The sequence below is a fragment of the Demequina phytophila genome (genome assembly GCF_000971135.1).
Taxonomy (GTDB): Bacteria; Actinomycetota; Actinomycetes; order Actinomycetales; family Demequinaceae; genus Demequina; species Demequina phytophila.
In genome coordinates, this window is record NZ_BBLW01000004.1 from 318725 (window position 1) to 341921 (window position 23197).

Genomic DNA, 23197 nt, shown 5'->3' on the forward strand with positions numbered 1-23197 from the left:
CCTTGTCTGTCCGCCGGCGGGGTCGCCGGCACCTTGCTTCCGGTGACCAGTGGCCCAGGCGTGCGACCAGCAGTCGAGAGATCTCCTTGCCGCTCCCCGTGGGTGAGCCCACTGCGCCAGTTGCGGCGCGGTCAGTCTAGCAATGCGAGCGGCGCTCGCCAGTGGTCAATCCGTGTCCCCCGCCGCCTGCCCGTGCGACGCCGAGGCGACCGGCGCATCGTCCGCCGTCGCACGGGCGATGCCCGCGCTCACCCGCCGCTCCACGGCGGCGGTGAGCCGGGTGCCGTGGCTGCCGCCGATGCGGTCGCGGATGCGGTCCCACCTCGCCTGGTACTGCTCGGAGTAGCGTTTCCGGGCGCGCGCCATGCGACGCTCCGAGTAGAACCGTCGCGCCCAGAAGGACGTGGGCTTCGCGAGCCTGATCGCGGCGATCTCGGCCACGAGCGGCACCACCACGCCGATGAGCGCGGAGACCCGCTTGCCCTTGAGCGCGGTGATGACGACCAGCGCGAAATGCACGGCGAGCGCGATCGCGAACCCCCATCCCGAGCTCTGCTCGGCTGGATCGACCCCCACGGGCGACGAGCCGACGAGGAGCCCGAGCGCGATCACGGCCGCCACCAGGATCGCGTCGATGGACTTGCGCCCCTCCGCGGACCAGTAGACGTCCTCGAGGTGGAGCCAGAGCGCGAACTCGTCGAGCGCGAGGGCGGCGCCCGCGCCGAAGAGCGCGGCGAGCACCTCCGCCCACGGCGATCCGGGCGCGAAGCGGAACTGCAGCACGCCGGTGAGCAGGACCAGCAGGATGCCCCACACCTGGTGGTGGATGTGGACGCCGCCGATGTGGATGTTCGACACCACGCCGCCGGCCGCCTCCTGCGCCTGCTCGCGGGCGCGGATGCGCCGCGTCACCCAGCGCGTGAGCGCGAACGTGATGAGGAAGCCGACCAGCAGCCACAGCGTGGGCGCCCGGCCGGACTCGGCGAGCGAGTCGTACCAGGCCATGTCCCCTCCCGTGGACGATGCGCCGCCCGGGTTCGTGCGAAGGGTGACCCCCGCATCGTCCCGGCTAGTTCTCCCCGCGGACCACCTCGTCCTCGTCGTCCTCGTCGTCGACGATCGCGCCGGCCTCGAGGACCTTGCGCAGGTAGGCGTACGTGAGGTCGCCGGCCACCTGGTCGAACTGGTGCTCGTAGCCGGCCTTGTTGTACATCGAGATGTTGTGCTTGGAGTTCTGGCCGGTGAAGACCCAGACCTCCTTGGTGTCCTCGGGCAGGTGGCCCAGGACCGCGAACAGGAGCTGCGTGCCGATGCCCTGGCCCTGCTGGTCGGGGGCGACCGCGAGGCGGCCGATGGTCGCCTTGCCGCCTTCGATGCCCACGCGGATGGACCCGATGAGGCGGTGACCCGCCCAGGCGCCGAGCGTGACGACGTCCTCCGACTGGAGGTCCACGACCAGCTCCTCGAGCGTCTGCGTGAGCGCAGGGATGTTGGGATCGTTGAAGATCTGCGCCTCCGACACGAACGCCGCCCGGCGCAGCGTCAGCAGCTCGCCCGCGTCCGCGGTGGTCACCACGTCGATCCTGATCTGGTCGCCCTCGCTCATGGCTCCATCCTGGCATGACGTCCCCACGCGCGGCGCACGACGCGACGCCCGGCGGTGCCGTGTCGTCAGGAGTTCGCGACGAACCGGTGGATCCAGGGCGAGGTGCCCGCCGCGAGCCTGCTCCGGATCGTCTCGGCGCCCGTGAGGACCGACGTCGCACCCGTGGACGAGGTCGCCCTCACCCGCGTGACCGCCGCGTCCGACCCGCCGTCGGTGCGCGCGGTGATCGCGATCGACACCACGTCGGGCAGCCCGAAGGCCGCGCTCGCCTGCGCCTGCGTCAGGGTCTGCGACCAGGCGCGCCAGGGGTTCGAGATGGTGGTCTTCAGCGACCACGGGTCGTCGACCGAGCGCAGGTAGGGCACCTCCGACGTCCAGATGTCCTCGCTGTTCTCGGTCTGGCCACCGGACGACGAGAAGTAGAACGTCTGCGCGATCGCGCCCTTGTAGCGGACCACTCGGCCGCTGGAGCCGTCGCGCGTGCGGTCGACGGCGGCCACCCAGCGCTTGCCGTAGTACGCGCCCGTGCCCTCGCTCTCCTTGCGCCAGCCGGTGAAGTTCTGGGAGCGGGTGTCGTCGTAGAGGTGGCAGTCGCAGTCCGCCTTGATCCCGGCGTCGACGGCGCGCAGCGCGTAACCGCGCGCGACGATCGCCTGGGCACGGAGCGCCGAGGTGTGCCATGACGACGGCATCTCGGCGATGCCGTACAGGTACTCGGAGTTGAGCCTCAGCTGGTTGACCACGGTGAGACGCTGCGGGGATCCGGCGGCCGGAACCGAGATCACGAGGCGGCCGTGACGGTAGGTGCCGTGGGTCGCCGAGACCTTCCTGCCGGCCTTGCGGAGGGAGACGGTGGTGGCGGCGGAGGAGCCCGACCGGTAGTAGCGGGTGCCCGCCCATTCGACCCTCACCCGGCCGGTCGCGACGGCGCTCTTGCCGCTCTGCCGGGTGACCTTGACGGAGGTGCCCGTGCGGGTCACGTGGAGGACCTCGCCGGCGGCGCCCGTCCACGTGGTGTGCGGGGTGCTCCTGCCGTCGACGAATCGCAGGCGCCACGGGCCGGTCGCCACCACGTCGACGGCTCCGCGGGCGTCCGATCCGGACCCGAAGATCCCGACGCGGAGGTCCTTGCCCGCGTCGACCCAGGCGACGTTGGTGCCCGTGTAGTACTTGCGCAGGATCGTGAGAGCGCCGCGACCGGCGACCGCCATCGCCTGCGCGCCGTACTGCGGCATGCCCACGCCGTGCCCGTAGCCCGCGCCCTTCACGGTGAAGGTGGCCGGGACGTCGGGCGAGGCGGTCGCGGCGGTCGCGGCTCCGGCGGGGGCGGCGGTCGCGGCGGTCGCGGGGGCGGCCGCGAGGGCGAGCACCAGCGTCGCGAGCGCCGCGACGGTCGCCGCGACACGGCGACGGGAGGCCCGGAGGACCGTGGATGACAGCATGCTGAGGGCCTCCCGCGGCCGTGGTCGGAACGTTGGCGGCGGCGACGTCCGGTGGAGGGCGCCGCACCCGCGGCCACCGTATGTCCCCGGCGCGCGGTTGTCCACGCCGTGGCGCCGCGCGACGGCGAGCGCGCACGCGCCGGACCCGACCGATGTCGTTCCCGCTAATCTTGTGCGTCATGACCGACGCATCGTCCTGGGTCCTGAGCCTTTCCTGCCCCGACCGGCCCGGCATCGTGCACGCCGTCTCCGGCGTGCTCGCGGACCACGACGGCAACATCACCGAGTCGCAGCAGTTCGGCGACCCCGACACGGGGCTGTTCTTCATGCGCGTCGCGTTCTCGTCGGCGGCGCCGCTCGCCGAGCTCGAGGCCGCGGTGGAAGCGCTCGCGGGGCGCTTCGAGATGACGTGGAACCTCGACGTCGCGGGCCGCCGGATGCGCACCATCGTGATGGTGTCCAAGGCCGCGCACTGCGTGAACGACCTGCTCTTCCGTGAGCGCGCCAAGACGCTGCCGGTCGACATCGTCGCCGTCGTGGGCAACCACCCGACCCTGCGCGAGCTCGCCGAGTTCTACGGCAAGCCGTTCCACCACATCCCGGTGACGGCGGACACGAAGGCGGACGCCGAGGCGGCGCTGCTCGCGCTGGTCGAGGAGCTGGACGCGGAGCTGGTGGTGCTCGCGCGCTACATGCAGATCCTCTCCCCGGAACTGTCGGACGCGCTGCGCGGGCGGATCATCAACATCCACCACTCGTTCCTGCCGTCCTTCAAGGGCGCGCGCCCGTACTTCCAGGCGCACGATCGCGGCGTCAAGCTCATCGGCGCCACCGCGCACTACGTCACGTCCGACCTCGACGAGGGCCCGATCATCGAGCAGGACGTCGAGCGCGTGGACCACACGTTCACGCCCGAGTCGCTCACCGCGATCGGCGCGGACGTCGAGCGGCGCGCGCTGGCGCGTGCGGTCCGCTGGCACGCGGAGCACCGGGTGCTGCTCGACGGCCACCGCACCATCGTCTTCAAGTAGCCCCGGCGCCGCCGCCGAACGCCTCTCCACACGGATCGGACACTCCTCCACACGTGACCCCGGATGTGAGCGGGAACATGCGCGTGTCGGACGCCTCAGGAGCCGCGCCGTGTGGATGGGTGCGCCGAGGCTACAACCCCAGCACGCGCTCCGGCACCGTGGTCGCCGCCGCGACGGCGTCCTCGCGCGGCACGCCCGCCTCGACGCACACCTCGACGGCACGGTCCATGGTGAGCGTCGAGCCCGCCAGCGTGTCCGTGCCGGCGAGCACCGCGCGCCCGTCCGCGGTCACGTCGACGTCCAGCCCCCCGAGCACGTAGCGGCCGGGGGACGATGCGGCGGCCGCCATCGCGTCCGTCACCAGGACCACGCGGCCCGGGGCGGCGCGGAACAGCATCGCGAGGTTCGCAGGGTGGACGTGGATGCCGTCCGCGATGACCTCGATGAAGACACGGGGGTCGTCGAGCGCGGCCCCCAACGGTCCCGGCTCACGGCCCACGATGCCGCGCATCGCGTTAAATCCGTGGGTGATCAGCGTCGCGCCGCGGTCGAACGCCGCGCGCGCCTGGTCCGCGGTGCACTCGGTGTGGCCCACCGCGACCACCACGCCGTGGTCCGCCAGCAGCGCGATCGCGTCGAGCGCGCCCGGCAGCTCGGGCGCCATGGTGACCTGGCGCAGCGTCCCGTCGCAGGCCTCGAGCAGCGCGCGGACCAGGTCGGGCGTGGGGGCGGCGAGCGCCGCCGGGTCGTGGGCGCCCTTGCGCACGGGCGCGAGGAACGGACCCTCGAGGTGGATCCCGAGGAGCCCGGGCTCGACGGCCATGGCCTCGCACACCACGGCAGCCTGCGCCGCGATGACGTCGACGGGCGCGGACACGAGCGACAGCACCGCCCGCGACGTCCCATGCGCGCGGTGCGCCGCGAACGCGTCGAGGGTGCCGGAGACGGACGCGCCGTACGCGTGGCCGCCGCCGCCGTGACCGTGAAGGTCCAGGTAGGTCATCAGATGCCCTGCCACTCCGGCTTGTGGTCCTGCGCCCACCGGTAGTAGTCGGCGAAGCGCAGCCGCGACGCCGCGGCAGGGTCGACCACCACGGTGACGCGCGGGTGGAGCTGGATCGCGGAGCCCGGCATCGACGCGGACACGGGACCCTCGACGGCGGCGGCCAGCGCCTCCGCCTTGGACTCGCCGAACGCGAGCAGCACCAGGTGGCGGGCGCGCAGGATGGTGCCCAGGCCCTGGGTCACGCAGTGGATCGGCACCTCGTCCAACGAGGAGAAGAACCGCGCGTTGTCGAGGCGCGTGCGCTCGGTGAGGGTCTTCACGCGCGTGAGCGACCCGAAGCTCGACCCGGGCTCGTTGAAGCCCAGGTGGCCGGTGCGTCCGATCCCGAGCAGCTGCAGGTCGACGCCGCCGCCCGCCTCGATGGCGGCCTCGTAGCGCTCCCCCGCGGTCTCGATGCCGGCGGCCGAGCCGTCCGGGACGTGCACCCGCGCCGGGTCGAGCCCGAGCGGCTCGGTGACCTCGCGGTCGACCACGGCGCGGTAGCTCTCGGGGTGCCCGGCGGGCAGGCCCACGTACTCGTCGAGCGCGAACGCCTGCATGCGGGTGAAGTCGGTGCCCGCGGCGGCCTGCGCGCGCAGCGCCTCGTAGACCGGCAGCGGCGTCGAACCCGTCGCGACGCCCAGCGTGAACGTCGGGTCGGTGCGGACGGCGGCCGCGATGTGCGCCGCCACGAACGCGCCCGCGTCCGCGGGCGTCTCCAGGACGATGACCTCAGCCACGTCCACCTCCTAGCATCGCGGCGCCGACGGCGGCCACGGGGATGTCGATGTCGAGCGGGCGCATGCGCCGCGCCAGCTGCAGGGACGCGAGGAACGGGCTGGTGGCCGCCCACGCGTCCAGGATGCGGGTCGCGCCCGCGATCAGGTCCTCGCCCCACGCGGTCATGCCGCCGCCGATCACCACCTCGTCGACGTCGAGAGTGAGCACGAGCACGCGCACGCTGGACGCGAGCCCGTAGTACGCGCGCTCGCAGATCTCGCGTGCGCGCGCGTCGCCCGCGGCGGCGGCGTCGACCACGTCGCGGCCGGTCGCGCCCTCGACTCCCCACTGCAGGGCGAGGCCCGAGCCCGACGCATAGGTCTCGAGGCCGCCGGGCAGGCCGTCGGCACCGATCGGTCCGGCCGGGTCCACCGAGATGTGGCCGATCTCGCCGGCGGCGCCGCGCGCACCCCGCCACACCTTTCCGCCGAGCACCAGACCCGCGGCGAGGCCGGTCCCGAGGTTGAGGTACGCCATGGACCGGTCCGCGCCGTCGCCGGCGAGCGCCCACGCGCCCAGCGCGGCGACGTTCACGTCGTTGTCGACCACCGGACGCGCACCCCAGGCCCCGCCGAACGCGGCGGCGAGGTCGAGCACGTCGACGCCCAGGTTGACCGCGTGCGACACGACGCCGTCGACCACGGTGCCAGGCGTGCCGATCCCGACGGTCACGTCCGCGGTCGCGACCCCGGCGTCCGCGCACGCGGCCAGCGAGGCCTCGACGGCCGCGGCCACCACGGCGTCGCCGCCCCGACCCGACGGCAGGCGGCGGCGCGCCAGCACGGTGCCCGCCGCGTCGACCACCACGGCATCGGTCTTGGTTCCACCGATGTCGATTCCCAGATGCATGTCAGTGTCCGATCAGCTCGAGCAGCGCCGCGCCGACCAGGCGGGACGCCCCGTACGTCGCGACGTCGGCAGCGGTGTCACCCGGCCAGCCCATGTCTACCACCACGGCGTCGCCGCGCTCGCGCACCGCGTCGATCGCGGAGAGCGCCCACGGGTGGCGGTGGTTGTCCTTGCCCACGATCACCGCGAGCGCGCCGGGCGGCACGGCGGCGGCGAACGATGCCGGGTCGCCGTCCGGTCCCAGCGTGGCCGTGGGCGTGACGCCCGCCGCGAACGGGCCCCACGGCGCGGGACCGACGGCCATGTTCGCCGCCGGCTCGAGCCTCAGCCACGCGCGGGGCCGGTCCTGAGCGACCAGGGCGAGGGCCGCATCGTCCACCGCGAAGGTGGCGCGCACCGCTGCGGCATCCACGATCTGAGGGGCGGGGGACGATGCGGCGGTCCGGCGGGCGGCATGGCTCGCCCCGAGCGCGGCGCACCGCGCGGAGGCCTCGATCACCCGGGCGGCGTCGAGCGCGCCGTCGGCGACGGCGGCCGCGATGGCCGCGGCCACCTCGCCGATCTCCTCGTCGGGGTTGACCGACCCCAGGCACAGCAGGTCCGCTCCGCCCGCGAGCGCGAGCACGGCCGCCGCGGGGATGCCGCGTCCCCCGCTCGCGCCCTGCATGTCGAGCGCATCGGTGACGATCACGCCGTCGAAGCCGAGCTCGCCGCGGAGCAGGTCCTCGAGGATGAGCCGCGAGAACGTCGCGGGCAGCTCGGGGTCGAGCGCGGGCAGCATGATGTGCGACGTCATCACGGTCGCGGCGCCCGCGTCGATCGCGGCGACGAACGGAGGCAGGTCGCGCTCGCGCAGCGTCGCGGCGTCCGCCGTGACGGTCGGCAGCGAGTGGTGCGAGTCCTGCGCGGTGTCGCCGTGGCCAGGGAAGTGCTTGGCGCACGCCGAGACGCCGCGCGACTGCACGCCCGCGACCCACGCCGCGGAGTGGCGGGACACCAGGTCCGGGTCGGTGCCGAAGCTGCGGATCCCGATCACGGGGTTGCGCGGGTCCGCGTTGACGTCGACATCGGGCGCGAGGGTGAGGTCCACGCCCGCCTCGGCCAGCTCCGCGCCCACCCGGGCCGCGACGGCCTCGGTGACCGCGGCATCGTCCATCCGGCCCAGGACCGCGTTGCCGGGGAACGGCGAGCCGACCGCCTGGTAGAGGCGGGAGACGTCGCCGCCCTCCTCGTCGATCGAGACGATCGCGCGGGGGTTGGCGGCGTGGATCGCGTCCGTGAGGGCGCGCAGCTGGGCGGGAGACTCGACGTTGGCCGCGAACAGGCACACGCCGCCGAGGCCGTCGCGCAGCCGCGCCTCGAGCCAGCCGGGGAGCGTGTACCCGACGAAGCCGGGCATGAGCACGGCGAGCGGGTTGATGGCGGCGCTCATCCCTTGACCGCGCCGCCCACGAGGCCCTGCGTCATGCGCTGCTGCACGATGAGGAAGAAGACGATGACGGGCACGGCGACGAGGGTCGAGCCGGCCATGACCTGACCCCACTCGAGCATCCCGAGGCTCGACGGCTGGGCGAAGTTGCGCAGCCACAGCGGGAGGGTCTCCTGCTGCTCGGAGGTGAGGATGATCGAGGCGAGGGCGAACTCGTTCCACACCTGGAGGAACGCGAACACGCCGGACGCGACCAGGCCGGGGGCGAGCAGCGGGAACGTCACCCGCATGAAGGCGCCGAACCGGGAGCAGCCGTCGATCATGGCCGCCTCCTCGAGGTCCGCGGGGACGCCCGCGACGAACCCGCGCAGCATCCACATGGTGAACGGCACCACCATCGCGACGTAGATGATCGAGACACCGGCGAGGGTGTTGAGCAGGCCCAGCCCGGAGATCATCTGGTACTGCGCGATGAACATGGCCTCCGCGGGGAGCATCTGCACCAGGATGATCGCGAGGACGAGCGCCTTGCGGCCGCGGAAGCGGAAGCGCGAGATGGCGAGCGCGCCGAGGAACGCGAACACGATGCAGATGACGAGCGCGACGCCGGTGACGCCGAGCGACATGAGCAGCGCGTCCGTGAAGCCCGTCGAGCTCTTGAGCACGTTCTTGTAGTTGGCGAGCGTGCCGCCGAACGGGACCCAGGTGGGCGTGAGCGCGGTGATGGTGGTGACGGACAGGAACGACGAGTTCACCATCCAGTACACGGGGAAGGCCCAGGCGACGGCGAGGACGAGCGCCACGGCCGCGCCGATGTGGCGCATCGGGGAACGCCGCGGCGTGCGGCGGGCGGTCAGCGAGGTGGTGGTCACTGGGCGTCCTCCTTGAGGAGCTCGCGCACGTAGAACCAGCTGAGCGCGATGGTGAAGAGCATGACGAGCATCGCGGCCGCGGCGGCGACGCCGAAGTGGCCCTGGCCGATGCCCAGGCCGTAGATGTAGGTGCCGAGCAGGTCGTACTGGGTGCCGGCGGCGCCGAAGCCCTGGAGGAGCTCGATCTGCGCGTAGACGCGCAGGTCCCAGATCATCTGGAGCAGGAGCAGGATCACGAGGATGGGTCGCAGGATCGGCAGGGTGATGCGGCGCAGCATCTGGAAGCCGCCTGCACCGTCGAGCTGGGCGGCCTCGACCACGTCGTCGGAGACCTGCGTGAGGCCGGCGTACACGGACAGCGCCACGAAGGGCACCGATGCCCACGTGATGATGACCGAGGCGACGGCGAAGAAGCTGAGGGGGTTCTCGAGCCAGTCGTGGCCGACGAGGTCGACTCCGGGGAGCAGGCTGAGCAGGTAGTTGAGCACGCCGTTGCGGTCGTCGATCAGCCAGTTCCACACGGTCATCTGGGCGACGATCGGCATGGCCCAGGCGAGCAGCATCGCGACCTGGAGGGTGATGCGCGCCCAGCCCGCGATGTGCTTCATCAGCAGCGCGAGGGCGATGCCCAGGATCATGGTGGCGCCCGCGGTCACGGCCATGAAGACCACGGACTTCGCGAGGATCCCCCAGAACTCGGAACCGGTGAGGAGCTCGATGTAGTTGTCGAGACCCACGAACTCGGGGGCCTGCCCGAACTGCTGGGCGAGCCCGTACTCGCGGAACGAGTTCCAGACCTGCCAGATGAGCGGGTAGCCCATGCCGGCGAGCAGGGCGAGGATCGCCGGGGTGGCGAGGATGTACGGCAGCGGGGACCGGCGGCGCTTGGGGCGTGCGGCGGGCGCAGCAGGGGCTTCTGTCATGCCCGGCGCCGGCGCGGTGGTGGTCATGGGTGTACCTCTCGGTGGTGCTTCGACAAGTCCCTGGGACAGCATGGGCCCGGGTGCCACGGGGACACCCGGGCCCATGCGCGAGCGGCAGGGAGGCTACCGCTCCAGGGGGTGGATCAGCCGTTGATGAGCTCGTTGATCTTCGCGTCGTACTCGACGGCGAGCGACTCGACGTCGCCACCCTGAGCCACGGCGGCGAAGTACTGCTCCATCAGCTTGGCCTCCTCGATCGCGGCCCAGCCCGGCGCGGCCGGCGTGAGCTTGGCGGACGACGCCGCCTCGAGGGCGAGGTCACCCATCGCGGCGACCGAGGTGTAGGTGTCGGCGTAGTCGAGGTTCGCGGGGCCGAGGCCGTTCTCCGCGAGCATCGTCTGGTAGTCCTCCGAGAAGATGATGCGCATGAGGGTCTTGGCGCCCTCGACGTGCTCGGTCGCCGCGGAGATGCCGATGTTGGAGCCGCCCGCGAACACGGGAGCCGTGCCGCCGTCGACGCCCGGCAGGACGTACGCGCCGAACTTCTCGTCGTTCCAGGTCGCGACCTGCTCGCCCTCGTCGTTCTCGGTGAGGTCACCTAGCGACCAGTAGGCCCAGTTCGGCGCCATGGTGGTGGCGGCGGGGGTGCCCTGCAGGAAGTCGTCGTTGATCGCCTGGTAGGCGGTCGAGTCGTCGTCCGTGACCTTCGCGACGGAGGCCTTCTCGAAGAGCTCCTGCCACTGCTTCATGCCCTCGACGGACTCGGGCGAGGAGAGCGCCGAGGTCCAGGTGTCACCCTCGTAGGTGGCGATCTCGCCGCCGTTGGCGAAGATCCACGAGATGCCGTCGCGCCAGTCCTGGCCGGGCACGTACATGCCCGCGATGCCCTGGTCCTTGAGCGAGGCGTTGACCTCGGTCACCTCGGCGAGCGTGGTCGGCACCTCGACGCCGCCCTGCTCGTACAGGTCCTTGCGGAACCAGGTGAGGCGCGAGCCGAAGTAGTACGGGAGGGCATACTTGGCGTCGCCCACCGCGCCGGCCTCGACGAAGCCCTGGAGCAGCGAGTCGCCGCCCAGCTCGTCGTACATGTCGGAGATGTCGAGGAACGCACCGACCGTGGTGAACGTCGCGGACTGGGTGTTGCCGACCTCGGTGACGTCCGGGGTGTTGGCGGAGTCCGGGAGGGCGGTGGTGAGGGACGCGATCGCGTCGCCCCAGCCGATCTGCTCGACGGTGAGCGCGCCGCCGTTCTCCTCGGTGTAGGTGGTCTTGAGGTAGTCGATGAGGGCCTCAGGGGTGTCGGTGCCCATGAGCCACAGCGTGATGTCCTCCGCGCCGCCGGCAGCGGCGGACTCGGTGGCGGAGGCGGTGGGCTCGGTCTCGCCGGGCGACGAGCAGCCCGCCAGTGCGATGGCGCCGGCGGCCGCGAACGCGGTCACCCCCAGCATCGTCTTCTTCATTCCAGTTCCTTTTCTTGGTGGGTTCCGTGGCGGGTGGTGCCACGGGGGGACGAGGGTCAGAAGACCCCCAGCTGGCCGGTGAGGACCATGACCGCGGCCCCGAGCACGACGATGTCGCGCCCGAGCGTGGTCATCCGTACCGCGGGACCGCCGTGAGAGTCGGCCATCGTGCGGGAACGGATCGTCTCGGCGGCGGAGTCGAGCAGCGTGCCGTCGAGAAGATCGAGGGGGCCGGACAGGACGACCTCCCCAAGATTGAGAGCGCCCACCACGGGCGAGATCGAGATGCCGAGCCGCTCGCCCGCGGCGGCGAGCACGGCGTCGCGGCCGGCCGCGTCGGGGGCGGCCTGGGCGCGAGCCTGGAGCCGCGGGATCGCGAGCCAGGTCTCGAGGCAGCCCGTCTTGCCGCAGGCGCAGACCTCGCCGCCGTCGGTGCCGACGACCACGTGGCCGATCTCGCCCGCGGCCGAGTGCGCGCCGCGCACCAGGCGGCCGCCGATCACCAGGCCCGAACCGACACCGCGGCCGATCCGGATGAGCAGCGTGTCGTCCTCGGCGCCGCCGAAGGTGCGCTCGGCGAGGGCCGCCGCGTTGGCATCGTTCGCCACGAGGACCGGCAGGCCGGTGCGCTCGGCAAGGGTGTCCTGAAGCGGCAGGTCCGCCCAGCCGAGGTTGGGAGCGGAGAGCACGGTGCCCGCATCGTCCACGATGCCGGGGCTGCCGACGCCGACGCCCAGGATCGGCGCGTCGGCGCGGGCGACCAGGCGGGCGAGGAGGTCGGAGACCGCGTCCACCGCCGCGGCGCCCGTGACGCCGGTGACGTCGAGCTGCTCGCGGTGCAGGACGGTGCCGTCGAGGTCCGTGACCACGCCGCGGAACAGGTTGAGGTAGGACAGGTCGAGCGCGACGATCGCGAAGCCGGCGCGGTTGATGTCGAGCAGCGTGGCCGGCTTGCCCGGGCGGGCGTCGGCGCGGATGCCGAGCTCGATCACCAGGTCGTCGGCGATGAGGTCCGCGACCAGGTCCGAGATGGTGACGCGGGTGAGGCCCACGGCGCGGGCGAGGTCCGCGCGGGACAGGCCCTCCGAGCGGTACAGCTCCTGCAGGACGAGGACGCGGTTGTGGCTGCGCGCCCGCTCCGGGGTGACGCGTGCGCCGGCGCGCACCACCGAGGCGAATCGGTGCTGTCGCGACGCGGCTCGCTCCGATGCGAGTCCGGTTCCCTGGCGGGTCCCTTGCTGGGTCATGTTCGTTAGTAAAGGTTACTAACAATCAAAGTGCAAGGGGTCGGGGTGAATTTCTTGGGATCGTTACCGGTCCGTGATGTGGACGTTCACACCGCTTCCGTCCGGATCGCGGACGGGCCGGGGGTGCACGGGCGGCGCGCGCGACTCGAGGACGAGTCCGGCGTCATCCGAGCCGCCCCGGCTCGAGCCACCTGATCGGATCGTGCAGATCCAGGTCGACTTCTCTGCACGATCCGATCAACGGGGCGTGACGGCCGCCGTCGAGCGGGCGCCGTTGCGTGCCCGTGACACCTTGGAGCTCGCACACGGCGCTGTGCGGACACCAGGGTGTCACCAGGGCGCAGCGGGCGCTCCTGCGTCACCGGGACCCGCCGCCGAAGACATCAACGCATGCCGCGACCGCCTCCGCGCCCACCCCACCCACCGCACGCATCGGCTCGAGAGTCCATGTGATCTGATCGCGCAGATCCAGGTCGACTTCTCTGCACGATCCGATCAACGAGGCGTGACGGCCGCGCGAGAACGCCGAGAGCCCCGACCCGCCCCCACACGGGGGGCGGGTCGGGGCCCGGTCACGCGGATGCGCTCAGATCAGCCCGAGCTCCTTGACGGCGTCGCGCTCCTCGACCAGCTCGTCGACGGACACCTGGAGCCCGGCCACGGCGGCCTCGGACATGGAGAGCCCCTGCACGATCTCCCACTCGCCGCCCTTCGACGTCGCGGGGAACCCGGAGATGATCCCCTCGGGCACGCCGTAGGACCCGTCCGACACCATGCCCACGGAGGTCCAGGTCCCGGACGGCGTGCCGAGCGCCCAGTCGCGCACGTGGTCGATCGCCGCGTTCGCCGCTGAGGCCGCCGAGGAGGCGCCGCGCGCGTCGATGATCGCCGCGCCGCGCTTCGCGACGGTCGGGATGAACGTGTCGGTGACCCACGCATCGTCACCCACGACCTCAGGCGCCGGACGCCCGCCGATCACGGCGTGCGCGATGTCCGGGTACTGCTTCGCGGAGTGGTTGCCCCAGATGGTGACGTTCGAGACGTCGGCGACCCCGACCCCGGCGCGGCCGGCGAGCTGCGCGAGCGCGCGGTTGTGGTCGAGGCGCATCATCGCGGTGAAGCGGGACGCGGGGACGTCGGGCGCGTGCGAGGCCGCGATCAGCGCGTTCGTGTTGGCCGGGTTGCCGACCACGAGCACGCGCACGTCATCCGCCGCACCCTTGTTGATCGCCGCACCCTGGGGCCCGAAGATCCCGCCGTTCGCGGCGAGCAGGTCGCCGCGCTCCATGCCCGGTCCTCGCGGGCGCGCGCCCACGAGCAGCGCCACGTTGACGCCGTCGAACGCCGCCTCGGCGTCGTCGTAGATGTCCACGCCGGCCAGCAGCGGGAACGCGCAGTCGTCGAGCTCCATCGCGGTGCCCTCGGCCGCCTTGACGGCCTGCGGGATCTCGAGGAGGTTGAGCTTGACCGGGGTGTCCGGCCCGAGCATCGCGCCGGACGCGATGCGGAACAGGAGGGCGTAGCCGATCTGGCCGGCCGCTCCGGTGACGGTGACGGTGACAGGGGTGGTGCTCACGTCGTCGTGACTCCTTGGTTGAGGACGGGGTGGGGATTGCGGGGACCCGGGCGACCGGCGCCGCCCGGGAGGGACGATGCGCCGGTCACCGGAGCATCGTCCCGTGGCGCTCAGGCCAGGCGTGCCGCCAGGTTGGCGTCGAGGGTCGCGAGGAACTCCTCGGTGGTCTGCCACTCCTGGTCGGGGCCGACGAGCAGCGCAAGGTCCTTGGTCATCGCACCGCCCTCGACGGACTTGATGATGACGTCCTCGAGGGTCTCGGCGAAGCCGGTGACCTCGGGGGTGCCGTCGAGCTTGCCGCGGTGCTTGAGGCCGCCGGTCCACGCGAAGATCGACGCGATCGGGTTGGTCGACGTCGGCTTGCCCGCCTGGTGCTGGCGGAAGTGGCGGGTGACGGTGCCGTGCGCGGCCTCCGCCTCGACGGTCTTGCCGTCCGGGGTCATGAGCACGGAGGTCATGAGGCCCAGCGAGCCGAAGCCCTGCGCGACGGTGTCGGACTGGACGTCGCCGTCGTAGTTCTTGCAGGCCCAGACGTAGCCGCCCTCCCACTTCATGGCCGCGGCGACCATGTCGTCGATGAGGCGGTGCTCGTAGGTGATGCCGGCGGCGTCGAACTGCGCCTTGTACTCCTTCTCGAACACGTCCGCGAAGATGTCCTTGAACTGGCCGTCGTACGCCTTGAGGATCGTGTTCTTGGTGGACAGGTACACCGGGTAGCCGCGCTGCAGGCCGTACGCGAACGAGGCGCGCGCGAAGTCCTCGATGGACTTGTTGAAGTTGTACATGCCCATGGCGACGCCGCCGTCGGCGCCGTAGTTCGCGACCACGTGCTCGATGGGCTCGGAGCCGTCCTCGGGCGTGAAGGTCACCGTCAGCTTGCCGGCGCCGGGCACCTTGAAGTTGGTGGCCTTGTACTGGTCGCCGTGGGCGTGACGGCCGATGACGATCGGCTTGGTCCAGCCCGGCACCAGGCGCGGGATGTTGGAGATGATGATCGGCTCGCGGAACACGACGCCGCCGAGGATGTTGCGGATGGTGCCGTTGGGCGAGACGTACATGCGCTTGAGGCCGAACTCCTCGACGCGCGCCTCGTCCGGCGTGATGGTCGCGCACTTGACGCCGACGCCGTGCTTCTTGATGGCGTTCGCCGCGTCGATGGTGATCTGGTCGTCGGTCGCGTCGCGCGACTCGATGCCGAGGTCGTAGTACTCGAGGTCCACGTCGAGGTACGGGTGGATGAGGCGGTCCTTGATGAACTGCCAGATGATCCGCGTCATCTCGTCGCCGTCGAGCTCGACGACCTTGCCTTCGACCTTGATCTTCGCCATGCGTCAGTCCTCACACCTTCGTCGGATGGTGGCACCAGGCTAGTCCACGCACCCGGGCCCTACGTCACGGCCCGATCAGGGCCGGTGGACGGTCCGCGCGCCCCCTCGCCCAGGGACGATGCGCGTGCGAGTATGCGACAGAGCGCGCCCGCCGCGGCACGCCTGTCAGGAGGAACGATGAGCCAGTCTTCTTTTGAGAACGCGGGGGAGCCCGACGTGGTCGAGCTCTCCGAGGAGCTCACCGAGGAGGTGTGGGTCGAGGACGCCTCCGGCCCCAGCCTGGTGGCCCGCATGCTGGCGGAGCTCGCCGGCACCTTCATCCTCGTCTTCATGGGCGTGGGCACGGCGCTGTTCCTGTCGGTGGGGAACAACGGCACGCTGACCGCCGCGTTCGGCTTCGCGCTCGGCGTCATCATCGCAGCGGTGATCTTCGGCGGCGTGTCCGGCGCTCACCTCAACCCGGCGGTGTCGGTGGGTCTGTGGCTCGCGGGCCGCTTCCAGGGCCGCGACGTCGCCCCGTACATCCTCGCGCAGCTGGTCGGCGCGACCGCCGCCGGAGCGCTCCTGTTCGGGCTCGTCGCCGGGCACCCGAGCATCGAGAGCGCGCGCGAGTTCATGGACGGCGGGGCCAACGGCTACGGCGACCACTCCCCCGCGGGCTTCAACCTGGTGTCAGGCCTGGTGATCGAGGTCCTCATCGCCGCGCTGCTCGTCGGCGTGGTGCTCGCGGTGACGTCCGCGCGCGCGGTGCCCGGCGTGGCGCCGTTCGCGATCGGCCTCACCGTGGGCTTCCTGGTGCTGGTGGCCATCCCCTTCACCAACGGCGCGCTCAACCCGGCACGCGCGACCGGCATCGCGATCTTCGCCGACACGTGGGCGCTGCAGCAGGTGTGGCTGTTCTGGGTCGCACCGCTCGTGGGCGGCGCGATCGCGGGCCTGCTGGTGCGCGCGTTCGGCCCCGAGGAGGACCTCATCACCGTCGAGGTGATCGAGACCATCGAGGACTGAGCTCCTCAGGACGCACGACAGCCCCCGCCTCGCGGCGGGGGCTGTCGTCGTCTCGGGCTCTTCTATCCCAGCGGCGTGGTGAGCCCCAGGAACAGCAGAGCCGCCGCGAGCACCACCAGCACACCCACGTCGATCGCGCGGCGGCGCACCTCGAAGGTCCGGCCCACCGGGATCACGATGCGCGCGACGGCCCCCGCCGCGGCGAAGGCCGCCAGCGCGAGCACGGCCACGTCGACGCCGACGATCAGGCCGGACAACGCGATCGCGACCACCGCGGCCGTCAGGCCGACCGCGAGCCCGAGCGGGGTACGGGTCCTCTCCCCCATGTGCGCCTCCTGGTGGCCTAGTGGAAGAAGTGCCGGGTGCCGGTGTGGTACAGCGTGATCCCGGCGGCCTCCGCGGCCGCGATCACCTCAGCATCGCGCACCGATCCGCCGGGCGACGCCACGGCGCGCACGCCGCCGTCGATCAGCACCTGGAGTCCGTCCGCGAACGGGAAGAAGGCGTCGGACGCGGCCACGGAGCCCTGCGCCCGCTCCTCGCCGGCGCGGCTCACCGCGAGGCGGCACGAGTCGACGCGGTTGACCTGCCCCATGCCGATGCCCACCGCGCCGCCGTCCTTGGCCAGCAGGATCGCGTTCGACTTCACCGCGCGGCACGCCCGCCACGCGAACTCGAGCTCCGCGAGCGTCGCCTCGTCCGCGACGGGGCCGGCGACGTGCTGCCACGTCGAGGCCGGGTCGCCGGGCGCGTCGATCGCGTCCGCCTGCTGCACCAGCAGCCCGCCGCTCACGCGACGCCACTCGGCCACCAGCGGCACCGGGTCGATCTCGAGGATGCGCAGGTTCTTCTTCTTGGCGAGGATCTCGACGGCCTCGTCCTCGTAGCCGGGGGCGACCACCACCTCGGTGAAGATCTCCGCGACCTGACGCGCCGCATCGGCCGTCACCACGCCGTTGGCGGCGATCACGCCGCCGAACGCGCTCACCGGGTCCGTCGCGTGCGCCTTCGCGTGCGCCTCGGCGATGGTGTCGCCCACCGCGATCCCGCACGGGTTGGCGTGCTTGATCACCGCGACGGCCGGGCCGGCGTGGTCGTACGCGGCGCGCACGGCGGCGTCGGCGTCGACGTAGTTGTTGAAGGACATCTCCTTGCCGTGCAGCTGGCGCGCCCCGGCGATGCCGGCGCCCGAGCCGTCCGAGTACAGGGCGGCGTTCTGGTGCGGGTTCTCGCCGTAGCGCAGGGCGGCCGTGCGGGTGAACGATGCGCCCATCCAGCCGGGCAGGCCGGTCCCCTCGTCGTCGGGCGCCTGGGTGCTGCCCAGCCACGAGGCGACCTGGACGTCGTACTCCGCGGTGTGGCGGAACGCCTTGACGGCGAGCTGCGTGCGCTCGGCGAGCGTGAAGCCGCCGTGGCCCACCGCGCTGGCGGCGAGCTCGTAGTCCTCGGGGTCCACCACGACGGCGACGCTGGCGTGGTTCTTCGCAGCGCCGCGCACCATCGACGGCCCGCCGATGTCGATCTGCTCGACCACCTCGTCGTCCGAGGCGCCGGACGCGACGGTCGCGGCGAACGGGTAGAGGTTCACCACCACCAGGTCGAACGCCTCGATGCCCAGCTCCGCGAGCTGCGCGACGTGCGACTCGAGGCGGCGGTCCGCGAGGATGCCCGCGTGCACGTTCGGGTGGAGCGTCTTGACGCGGCCGTCGAGGCACTCGGGGAAGCCGGTGAGCTCCTCGACCGGGGTGACGGGCACGCCGGCGGCGGCGATCCGCTGCGCGGTCGAGCCGGTCGAGACGATCTGCACGCCCTCGTGGGTGAGCGCGGTCGCGAGCTCCTCGATGCCGGTCTTGTCGTACACGGAGATGAGGGCGCGGCGGACGGCCTGACGCTCGGTCATGATGACTCCTCGGTGGTGGGGTTCGCCGCGCCGATGCGCACGGTGCGGCCGCTGACGGTCCAGCCCTCGCGGGCGAGGCGGCCGAGCGTGGCGGTGACCAGCACGCGCTCGACCTCCTTGATGCGCTCGTGGAGGGTGGGCTCGGTGTCGTCGTCGAGGACCTCGACCGCCGCCTGCGCGACGATGGGCCCGGTGTCCACGCCGGCGTCGACGACGATGACGGTGCATCCCGTCACCTTCGCTCCCCCGGCGAGGGCGTCCCTCACCCCGTGCGCGCCGGGGTAGGCGGGCAGCAGGGCGGGGTGCGTGTTGAGGATGCGGCCGCCGAAGCGCTCGAGCGAGGGCTCGCCGAGCAGCCGCATGAAGCCCGCGAGCAGCACGATCTCGGGGTCGAACGTGGCGATGGTGCGGGCGATCGCCTCATCCCACAGGGCGCGGGACTCGAAGTCGGCCAGCCGCACCACGGCGGTGGGGACGCCGCACTCGCGCGCGATGTCGAGCGCGCCGATCCCGTCCTTGTCGGTGACCACCCCGACCACGCGGGCGCCGTAGGCATCCTCGCGCGCGGCCTCGAGCACGGCGCGAAGGGTGGACCCTGCCCCGGAGACGAGCACGACGACACGCCGGGGACGGGGTGGGTTTGTCACAGCGTCGAGCCTATCGGCATGCTGGGGGTCACACCGACCGAGGGAGCCGCATGCCGCCCACCCCCGACGCCGCGCCCGAGGTGGGTGCCGGCGCTCGCCGAGCCGTGCAGTGGAGCCTCGGGCTCCTCACCGCGATGCTGCTGGTCCCGCTGTTCGGGCCCACGTGGGGGCTGTCCTCGCTGATCCTCGCGCCGGCGGCGGCCGCGGCGATGATCACCGCGCTCGTGATGCTGCGCGGCGTGCGCCTCACCGGGCTCAAGGTGGTGCTCGCGATCGGCATCGGCGCCTCCGCGATCGCGCTGATGTACGGGCTCGGCCTGGTGATCCTGCACGACCAGGTCCAGGCGCTCACCGACTGCCAGGCGAACGCGATCACCCAGACCGCGCGCCAGGTGTGCCTCGACGAGTACGAGCAGTCCTATCTCGACCTGCTCGAGGAGTGGGGGCTCACCGTCCCGACCGGGCTGGCTCCCTGACGGGGGCGACGGGAACCTCGGGCTCCGCCCGCGCATCGTCCCTCCGCACGTATCCGCGCACCCACCGCCACGCGGCGATCGCCCCCCACACCGCGGCGTACCCGGCGACCACCAGCGCGGTGCCGATGAGGGTGACGGGCACGATCTCGGCGCCGACCTGCTCGAGGCGTCCCGGCCCTGCGGATCCGCGCGACGCGGCCGTGAGGGCCGCGAACCCGAGCGCGACCGCCGCGATCGCGACCCCGGCGGAGCGCGCCGAGGCCCAGTCGAGGCCGATTCTTCTGCTCAGCGACGCACGAGCGATCGCGGCGAGCACCACCACGGCGACCGGCGCCCAGGTCCACCAGCCGCCCGAGCCGGACGGCAGCGCGCCCAGGAGCGGCAGCTGCGGGAGGGTGTCGACGGTGAGGGTGTCCGGCGCGTACAGCGATCCGGTGCCGACCACGAAGCCGGGGCCGACCATCCACGCGACCATCCAGCACACCAGGGTGGGCACGTAGAGGGTCTCGGCGATCGCGAGCGCGCCCACGCCCAGCGGGTCCATCCGGAGGTCCGCCGCGATGGTCGCGATCCGGTCCATCCCGAGCACGGCCCACACGCCGCCGATCGCGGCCGCCGCTGCCACCACGAACGCGAGCGTGCCGAGTCCCAGGCGGAGGCCCGCGCGGACCTCGTCGGGGACGACGTCGAGCAGGTGCAGGCGGGCGCCGTAGGCACGCCAGATGCCGGCGGCCACCGCGGGCGCCGCGATGAGAGCGCACACGAGCGTGGCTCGCAGCGCTCCCGCCTCGCGCGAACCGTCGGGACTGCCCAGCCACCCGATCACGCCCGCGCCGGCCGCGAAGGTCGCGACGCCGAGCGCCCAGCTGGTCCACGTCTTGACGGCGAAGCGGCGCGCGACGCCCACCAGGATCGCGGCGCTCACCAGCGGCATCCCGAGCGGGACCAGGGAGAGCGTGGCACCGCCGAACACGATCGGGACGCCGTGCCCGAGCAACCACACCGAGGTGGCGACGGTGGCCGCGCCGGACCAGTCGACCGCGGCGGAGCCGTCGAGGCTGGGCGCGCCGGCGACGGCCGCGAGCGCGGGCGCGAGCACCACGAGGTAGGACAGCGCGATGGCCTGGAGGCCGGTGAGCGCGCCGCCCGCCCAGCCCGGGATGGCCGCCCGGATGCGCGCGAACAGCGGGCGCGCGGTGCGGAGGGCGTCGACAGGCATGGGCACCATGGTCGCGCGTCGACGGGACGATGCGGTGGACCGGCGCGCGCACGGGCGGCGGCGCCGCCCGGCGGGGCACACGGCAACGGGGCCCCGACCCGAAGGTCGAGGCCCCGCCGCGCGCCTCAGGGATCAGGCCCCGGTGAGGATCTCCCGCATGAGTCGCGCGGTCTCCGACGGGGTCTTGCCCACGCGGACGCCGGCGGCCTCGAGGGCCTCCTTCTTGGCCTGCGCGGTCCCGGCGGAGCCGGACACGATGGCGCCGGCGTGGCCCATGGTCTTGCCCTCGGGCGCCTCGAAGCCGGCCACGTAGCCCACGACGGGCTTGGTGACGTGCTCCTTGATGTAGGCCGCGGCGCGCTCCTCGGCGTCGCCGCCGATCTCGCCGATCATGACGATCGCGTCCGTGTCGGGGTCGTTCTGGAACGCCTCGAGGCAGTCGATGTGGGTGGTGCCGACGATCGGGTCGCCGCCGATGCCCACGGCCGTCGAGAAGCCGAGGTCGCGCAGCTCGAACAGCATCTGGTACGTCAGCGTGCCCGACTTCGAGACGAGCCCGATGCGGCCGGGGCCCGTGATGGTCGCCGGCGTGATGCCCACGTTCGAGGCGCCGGGCGTGATGAGGCCGGGGCAGTTGGGGCCGATCAGGCGGGTGCCCTTGGACTGCGCGTACGCGAAGAACTCGGCGGTGTCCGCGACCGGGACGCCCTCGGTGATGATGACCACCAGCGGCATGCCCGCGTCGACCGCCTCCATGACCGCGGCCTTGGTGAACGGCGGCGGCACGAACAGCACGGACACGTCCGCGCCGGTCTCCGCCATCGCCTCCGCCACGGTGCCGTACACGGGCACCAGCACGTCGCCGGGGAACTCGACCTCGGCGCCAGCCTTGCGCGGGTTGACGCCGCCCACGATCTGAGTGCCGGAGGCGAGCATGCGCTGCGTGTGCTTCATGCCCTCGGAGCCGGTCATGCCCTGGACGATGACCTTGGACTCTGCGGTGAGGAAGATTGCCACGTTCTCTCCTTAGGAAGCGGCGGCGGCGAGCTCGGCGGCCTTGGCCGCGGCGCCGTCCATGGTGTCGACGATGGTCACGAGCGGGTGGTCGGCGTGCGCGAGGATCGCGCGCCCATCCTCGACGGCGTTGCCGTCGAGGCGCACCACCAGGGGCTTGGTCGCCTTGTCGCCCAGCGCCTGGAGCGCGCCGACGATGCCGTCCGCGACCGCGACGCAGGAGGTGATCCCGCCGAACACGTTGACGAACACGCTCTTCACCTGCGGGTCGTGGAGGATCACGTCGAGGCCGTTGGCCATCACCTCGGCCGAGGCGCCGCCGCCGATGTCGAGGAAGTTCGCCGGCTTCTGGCCGCCGAACTGCTCGCCCGCGTACGCGACCACGTCGAGAGTCGACATGACCAGGCCCGCGCCGTTGCCGATGATCCCCACGGAGCCGTCGAGCTTCACGTAGTTGAGGTTCATGTGCTTGGCCTTGGCCTCGAGCGGGTCGGCCGCGGCCTTGTCCTCGAGCGCCGCGTGGTCCGCGTGACGGAACTCGGCGTTCTCGTCGAGGGTCACCTTCCCGTCGAGCGCGATGATCGAGCCGTCCTCGGTGCGGACCAGGGGGTTGACCTCGACGAGCGTCGCGTCCTCCTCCTTGTACACGGTCCACAGCTTCTGGATGGTGTCCGCGACCTGGTCGCGCAGGTCCGCGGGGAAGCGTGCGGCGTCCACGATCTCGTACGCCTTCGCCGCGTCGATGCCCACCAGCGGGTCGACAGCGACGCGCGCGAGGGCGTCGGGGCGCTCGACGGCGAGCTGCTCGATCTCCATGCCGCCCTCGACGGAGCACATCGCGAGGTAGCGGCGCTCGGCGCGGTCCAGCAGCACGGAGAAGTAGAACTCCTCGGCGATCGCGGCGCCGGCGGCGATCATCACGCGGTGGACCGTGTGGCCCTTGATGTCCATCCCGAGGATCGCGGCGGCGTGCGCCTCGGCCTCGTCGGGGGTCTTGGCGACCTTGACGCCGCCCGCCTTGCCACGTCCACCCACCTTCACCTGAGCCTTGACGACGACGACGCCGCCCAGCTGCTCGGCCGCGGCGCGTGCCTCGGCGGGGGTCTCGGCGACGATGCCCGGGAGCACGGGTACGCCGTGCTTCTCGAACATGTCGCGCGCCTGGTACTCGTACAGGTCCATGCACTGTCCTCACGCGAGAGTGCGCGCCCTCGTCGGCGCGCGGGTCCGTTGGTGCAGGGTCAGCCTACCCACGTCGTACACGATCGCGGGACCAAGGTCCCCTCCCCCACCCGTTCGCTCCGCACGGTTTCACCGGCGACACCCCGCGGGCAGGGGGACGATG

22 protein-coding genes and 1 riboswitch are annotated in these 23197 nt (G+C 72.3%); of the genes, 3 read left to right on the forward strand and 19 right to left on the reverse strand.

Going from position 1 to position 23197, the window contains the following annotated elements:
• Positions 1 to 45: 45 nt before the first annotated feature.
• Positions 46 to 134, reverse strand: a riboswitch (ZMP/ZTP riboswitch).
• Between the two features lie 31 nt (positions 135 to 165).
• The 3 genes from AOM01_RS08380 to AOM01_RS08390 all read right to left on the reverse strand — a co-directional run bounded on the left by AOM01_RS08380 (position 166) and on the right by AOM01_RS08390 (position 3048).
• Positions 166 to 1005, reverse strand: coding sequence for a hypothetical protein (locus tag AOM01_RS08380; protein ID WP_174441888.1), 840 nt, complete (start codon positions 1003 to 1005; stop codon positions 166 to 168).
• A 64-nt stretch (positions 1006 to 1069) separates the two neighbouring features.
• Positions 1070 to 1606: a GNAT family N-acetyltransferase gene (locus tag AOM01_RS08385; RefSeq protein WP_062291756.1), complete on the reverse strand. Its 537-nt coding sequence runs from the start codon at positions 1604 to 1606 to the stop codon at positions 1070 to 1072.
• A 65-nt stretch (positions 1607 to 1671) separates the two neighbouring features.
• The gene (locus AOM01_RS08390; protein WP_062291759.1) at positions 1672 to 3048 is read right to left on the reverse strand and encodes a SpoIID/LytB domain-containing protein; all 1377 of its coding nucleotides are present in this window, start codon (positions 3046 to 3048) and stop codon (positions 1672 to 1674) included.
• A gap of 179 nt (positions 3049 to 3227) precedes the next feature.
• Between AOM01_RS08390 and purU the strand changes: the two genes are divergently transcribed.
• Positions 3228 to 4079, forward strand: a complete 852-nt coding sequence (purU, locus tag AOM01_RS08395; protein WP_062291761.1) for a formyltetrahydrofolate deformylase — start codon at positions 3228 to 3230, stop codon at positions 4077 to 4079.
• Positions 4080 to 4209: 130 nt separating this feature from the next.
• Here purU and AOM01_RS08400 read toward each other — a convergent pair whose 3' ends face one another.
• The 10 genes from AOM01_RS08400 to AOM01_RS08445 form a co-directional block, all read right to left on the reverse strand.
• Positions 4210 to 5082, reverse strand: a complete 873-nt coding sequence (locus AOM01_RS08400; protein WP_062291764.1) for an N-acetylglucosamine-6-phosphate deacetylase — start codon at positions 5080 to 5082, stop codon at positions 4210 to 4212.
• The gene (locus AOM01_RS08405) at positions 5082 to 5864 is read right to left on the reverse strand and encodes a glucosamine-6-phosphate deaminase (protein WP_062291766.1); all 783 of its coding nucleotides are present in this window, start codon (positions 5862 to 5864) and stop codon (positions 5082 to 5084) included. Before AOM01_RS08405 ends, AOM01_RS08400 begins: the two co-directional genes overlap by 1 nt.
• On the reverse strand, positions 5857 to 6753 hold the full coding sequence (locus tag AOM01_RS08410; RefSeq protein WP_062291768.1) for an ROK family protein: 897 nt from the start codon (positions 6751 to 6753) through the stop codon (positions 5857 to 5859). Before AOM01_RS08410 ends, AOM01_RS08405 begins: the two co-directional genes overlap by 8 nt.
• A gap of 1 nt (position 6754) precedes the next feature.
• Positions 6755 to 8185 carry a glycoside hydrolase family 3 protein gene (locus AOM01_RS08415; RefSeq protein ID WP_062291769.1) on the reverse strand — a complete coding sequence of 477 codons (1431 nt, stop codon included), beginning with the start codon at positions 8183 to 8185 and terminating at the stop codon, positions 6755 to 6757.
• On the reverse strand, positions 8182 to 9006 hold the full coding sequence (locus AOM01_RS08420) for a carbohydrate ABC transporter permease (protein WP_082110123.1): 825 nt from the start codon (positions 9004 to 9006) through the stop codon (positions 8182 to 8184). The genes AOM01_RS08415 and AOM01_RS08420 overlap by 4 nt, the downstream gene beginning before the upstream one ends.
• Before the next feature lie 44 nt (positions 9007 to 9050).
• Positions 9051 to 10004: a carbohydrate ABC transporter permease gene (locus AOM01_RS08425; RefSeq protein ID WP_062291775.1), complete on the reverse strand. Its 954-nt coding sequence runs from the start codon at positions 10002 to 10004 to the stop codon at positions 9051 to 9053.
• A 116-nt stretch (positions 10005 to 10120) separates the two neighbouring features.
• Positions 10121 to 11437: an extracellular solute-binding protein gene (locus AOM01_RS08430; protein ID WP_062291778.1), complete on the reverse strand. Its 1317-nt coding sequence runs from the start codon at positions 11435 to 11437 to the stop codon at positions 10121 to 10123.
• Positions 11438 to 11493: 56 nt separating this feature from the next.
• On the reverse strand, positions 11494 to 12684 hold the full coding sequence (locus AOM01_RS08435) for an ROK family transcriptional regulator (protein WP_082110105.1): 1191 nt from the start codon (positions 12682 to 12684) through the stop codon (positions 11494 to 11496).
• Between the two features lie 586 nt (positions 12685 to 13270).
• Complete coding sequence (locus tag AOM01_RS08440; RefSeq protein ID WP_062291785.1) at positions 13271 to 14260, reverse strand: malate dehydrogenase; 990 nt, start codon at positions 14258 to 14260, stop codon at positions 13271 to 13273.
• Between the two features lie 110 nt (positions 14261 to 14370).
• A complete protein-coding gene (locus AOM01_RS08445) occupies positions 14371 to 15588 on the reverse strand; it encodes an NADP-dependent isocitrate dehydrogenase (protein WP_062291788.1) in 1218 nt (405 codons plus the stop codon).
• A 177-nt stretch (positions 15589 to 15765) separates the two neighbouring features.
• On the opposite strand from AOM01_RS08445, the gene AOM01_RS08450 reads away from it, so the two are divergent.
• Entirely contained in the window at positions 15766 to 16596 is an 831-nt protein-coding gene (locus AOM01_RS08450) for an aquaporin (protein ID WP_228374259.1), read from the forward strand.
• A 62-nt stretch (positions 16597 to 16658) separates the two neighbouring features.
• Here AOM01_RS08450 and AOM01_RS08455 read toward each other — a convergent pair whose 3' ends face one another.
• Genes AOM01_RS08455 through purN form a run of 3 tightly spaced genes read right to left on the reverse strand, consistent with a single transcriptional unit; the run spans position 16659 to position 19143 of the window.
• On the reverse strand, positions 16659 to 16922 hold the full coding sequence (locus AOM01_RS08455) for a hypothetical protein (protein ID WP_062291794.1): 264 nt from the start codon (positions 16920 to 16922) through the stop codon (positions 16659 to 16661).
• Between the two features lie 17 nt (positions 16923 to 16939).
• On the reverse strand, positions 16940 to 18496 hold the full coding sequence (gene purH, locus AOM01_RS08460; protein WP_062291796.1) for a bifunctional phosphoribosylaminoimidazolecarboxamide formyltransferase/IMP cyclohydrolase: 1557 nt from the start codon (positions 18494 to 18496) through the stop codon (positions 16940 to 16942).
• A complete protein-coding gene (gene purN, locus AOM01_RS08465; protein WP_062291800.1) occupies positions 18493 to 19143 on the reverse strand; it encodes a phosphoribosylglycinamide formyltransferase in 651 nt (216 codons plus the stop codon). The genes purH and purN overlap by 4 nt, the downstream gene beginning before the upstream one ends.
• A 50-nt stretch (positions 19144 to 19193) precedes the next feature.
• Between purN and AOM01_RS08470 the strand changes: the two genes are divergently transcribed.
• Positions 19194 to 19619, forward strand: coding sequence for a hypothetical protein (locus AOM01_RS08470; RefSeq protein WP_062291803.1), 426 nt, complete (start codon positions 19194 to 19196; stop codon positions 19617 to 19619).
• Here AOM01_RS08470 and AOM01_RS08475 read toward each other — a convergent pair.
• The 3 genes from AOM01_RS08475 to sucC form a co-directional block, all read right to left on the reverse strand.
• Positions 19591 to 20838, reverse strand: coding sequence for a cell division protein PerM (locus tag AOM01_RS08475; RefSeq protein WP_062291806.1), 1248 nt, complete (start codon positions 20836 to 20838; stop codon positions 19591 to 19593). The genes AOM01_RS08470 and AOM01_RS08475 overlap by 29 nt on opposite strands.
• Positions 20839 to 20970: 132 nt before the next feature.
• Entirely contained in the window at positions 20971 to 21855 is an 885-nt protein-coding gene (sucD, locus tag AOM01_RS08480) for a succinate--CoA ligase subunit alpha (RefSeq protein WP_062291809.1), read from the reverse strand.
• A 9-nt stretch (positions 21856 to 21864) separates the two neighbouring features.
• Positions 21865 to 23034: an ADP-forming succinate--CoA ligase subunit beta gene (sucC, locus tag AOM01_RS08485; protein WP_062291812.1), complete on the reverse strand. Its 1170-nt coding sequence runs from the start codon at positions 23032 to 23034 to the stop codon at positions 21865 to 21867.
• Positions 23035 to 23197: the final 163 nt, after the last annotated feature.

Coding starts and splice junctions, on each gene's coding strand:
- AOM01_RS08380 (WP_174441888.1), bottom strand. CDS start 1,005: ATGGCCTGGTACGACTCGCTCGCCGAGTCCGGCCGGGCGCCCACGCTG.
- AOM01_RS08385 (WP_062291756.1), bottom strand. CDS start 1,606: ATGAGCGAGGGCGACCAGATCAGGATCGACGTGGTGACCACCGCGGAC.
- AOM01_RS08390 (WP_062291759.1), bottom strand. CDS start 3,048: ATGCTGTCATCCACGGTCCTCCGGGCCTCCCGTCGCCGTGTCGCGGCG.
- purU (WP_062291761.1), top strand. CDS start 3,228: ATGACCGACGCATCGTCCTGGGTCCTGAGCCTTTCCTGCCCCGACCGG.
- AOM01_RS08400 (WP_062291764.1), bottom strand. CDS start 5,082: ATGACCTACCTGGACCTTCACGGTCACGGCGGCGGCGGCCACGCGTAC.
- AOM01_RS08410 (WP_062291768.1), bottom strand. CDS start 6,753: ATGCATCTGGGAATCGACATCGGTGGAACCAAGACCGATGCCGTGGTG.
- AOM01_RS08415 (WP_062291769.1), bottom strand. CDS start 8,185: ATGAGCGCCGCCATCAACCCGCTCGCCGTGCTCATGCCCGGCTTCGTC.
- AOM01_RS08420 (WP_082110123.1), bottom strand. CDS start 9,006: ATGCGCCACATCGGCGCGGCCGTGGCGCTCGTCCTCGCCGTCGCCTGG.
- AOM01_RS08425 (WP_062291775.1), bottom strand. CDS start 10,004: ATGACCACCACCGCGCCGGCGCCGGGCATGACAGAAGCCCCTGCTGCG.
- AOM01_RS08430 (WP_062291778.1), bottom strand. CDS start 11,437: ATGAAGAAGACGATGCTGGGGGTGACCGCGTTCGCGGCCGCCGGCGCC.
- AOM01_RS08435 (WP_082110105.1), bottom strand. CDS start 12,684: ATGACCCAGCAAGGGACCCGCCAGGGAACCGGACTCGCATCGGAGCGA.
- AOM01_RS08445 (WP_062291788.1), bottom strand. CDS start 15,588: ATGGCGAAGATCAAGGTCGAAGGCAAGGTCGTCGAGCTCGACGGCGAC.
- AOM01_RS08450 (WP_228374259.1), top strand. CDS start 15,766: ATGAGCCAGTCTTCTTTTGAGAACGCGGGGGAGCCCGACGTGGTCGAG.
- AOM01_RS08455 (WP_062291794.1), bottom strand. CDS start 16,922: ATGGGGGAGAGGACCCGTACCCCGCTCGGGCTCGCGGTCGGCCTGACG.
- purH (WP_062291796.1), bottom strand. CDS start 18,496: ATGACCGAGCGTCAGGCCGTCCGCCGCGCCCTCATCTCCGTGTACGAC.
- AOM01_RS08470 (WP_062291803.1), top strand. CDS start 19,194: ATGCCGCCCACCCCCGACGCCGCGCCCGAGGTGGGTGCCGGCGCTCGC.
- AOM01_RS08475 (WP_062291806.1), bottom strand. CDS start 20,838: ATGCCTGTCGACGCCCTCCGCACCGCGCGCCCGCTGTTCGCGCGCATC.
- sucC (WP_062291812.1), bottom strand. CDS start 23,034: ATGGACCTGTACGAGTACCAGGCGCGCGACATGTTCGAGAAGCACGGC.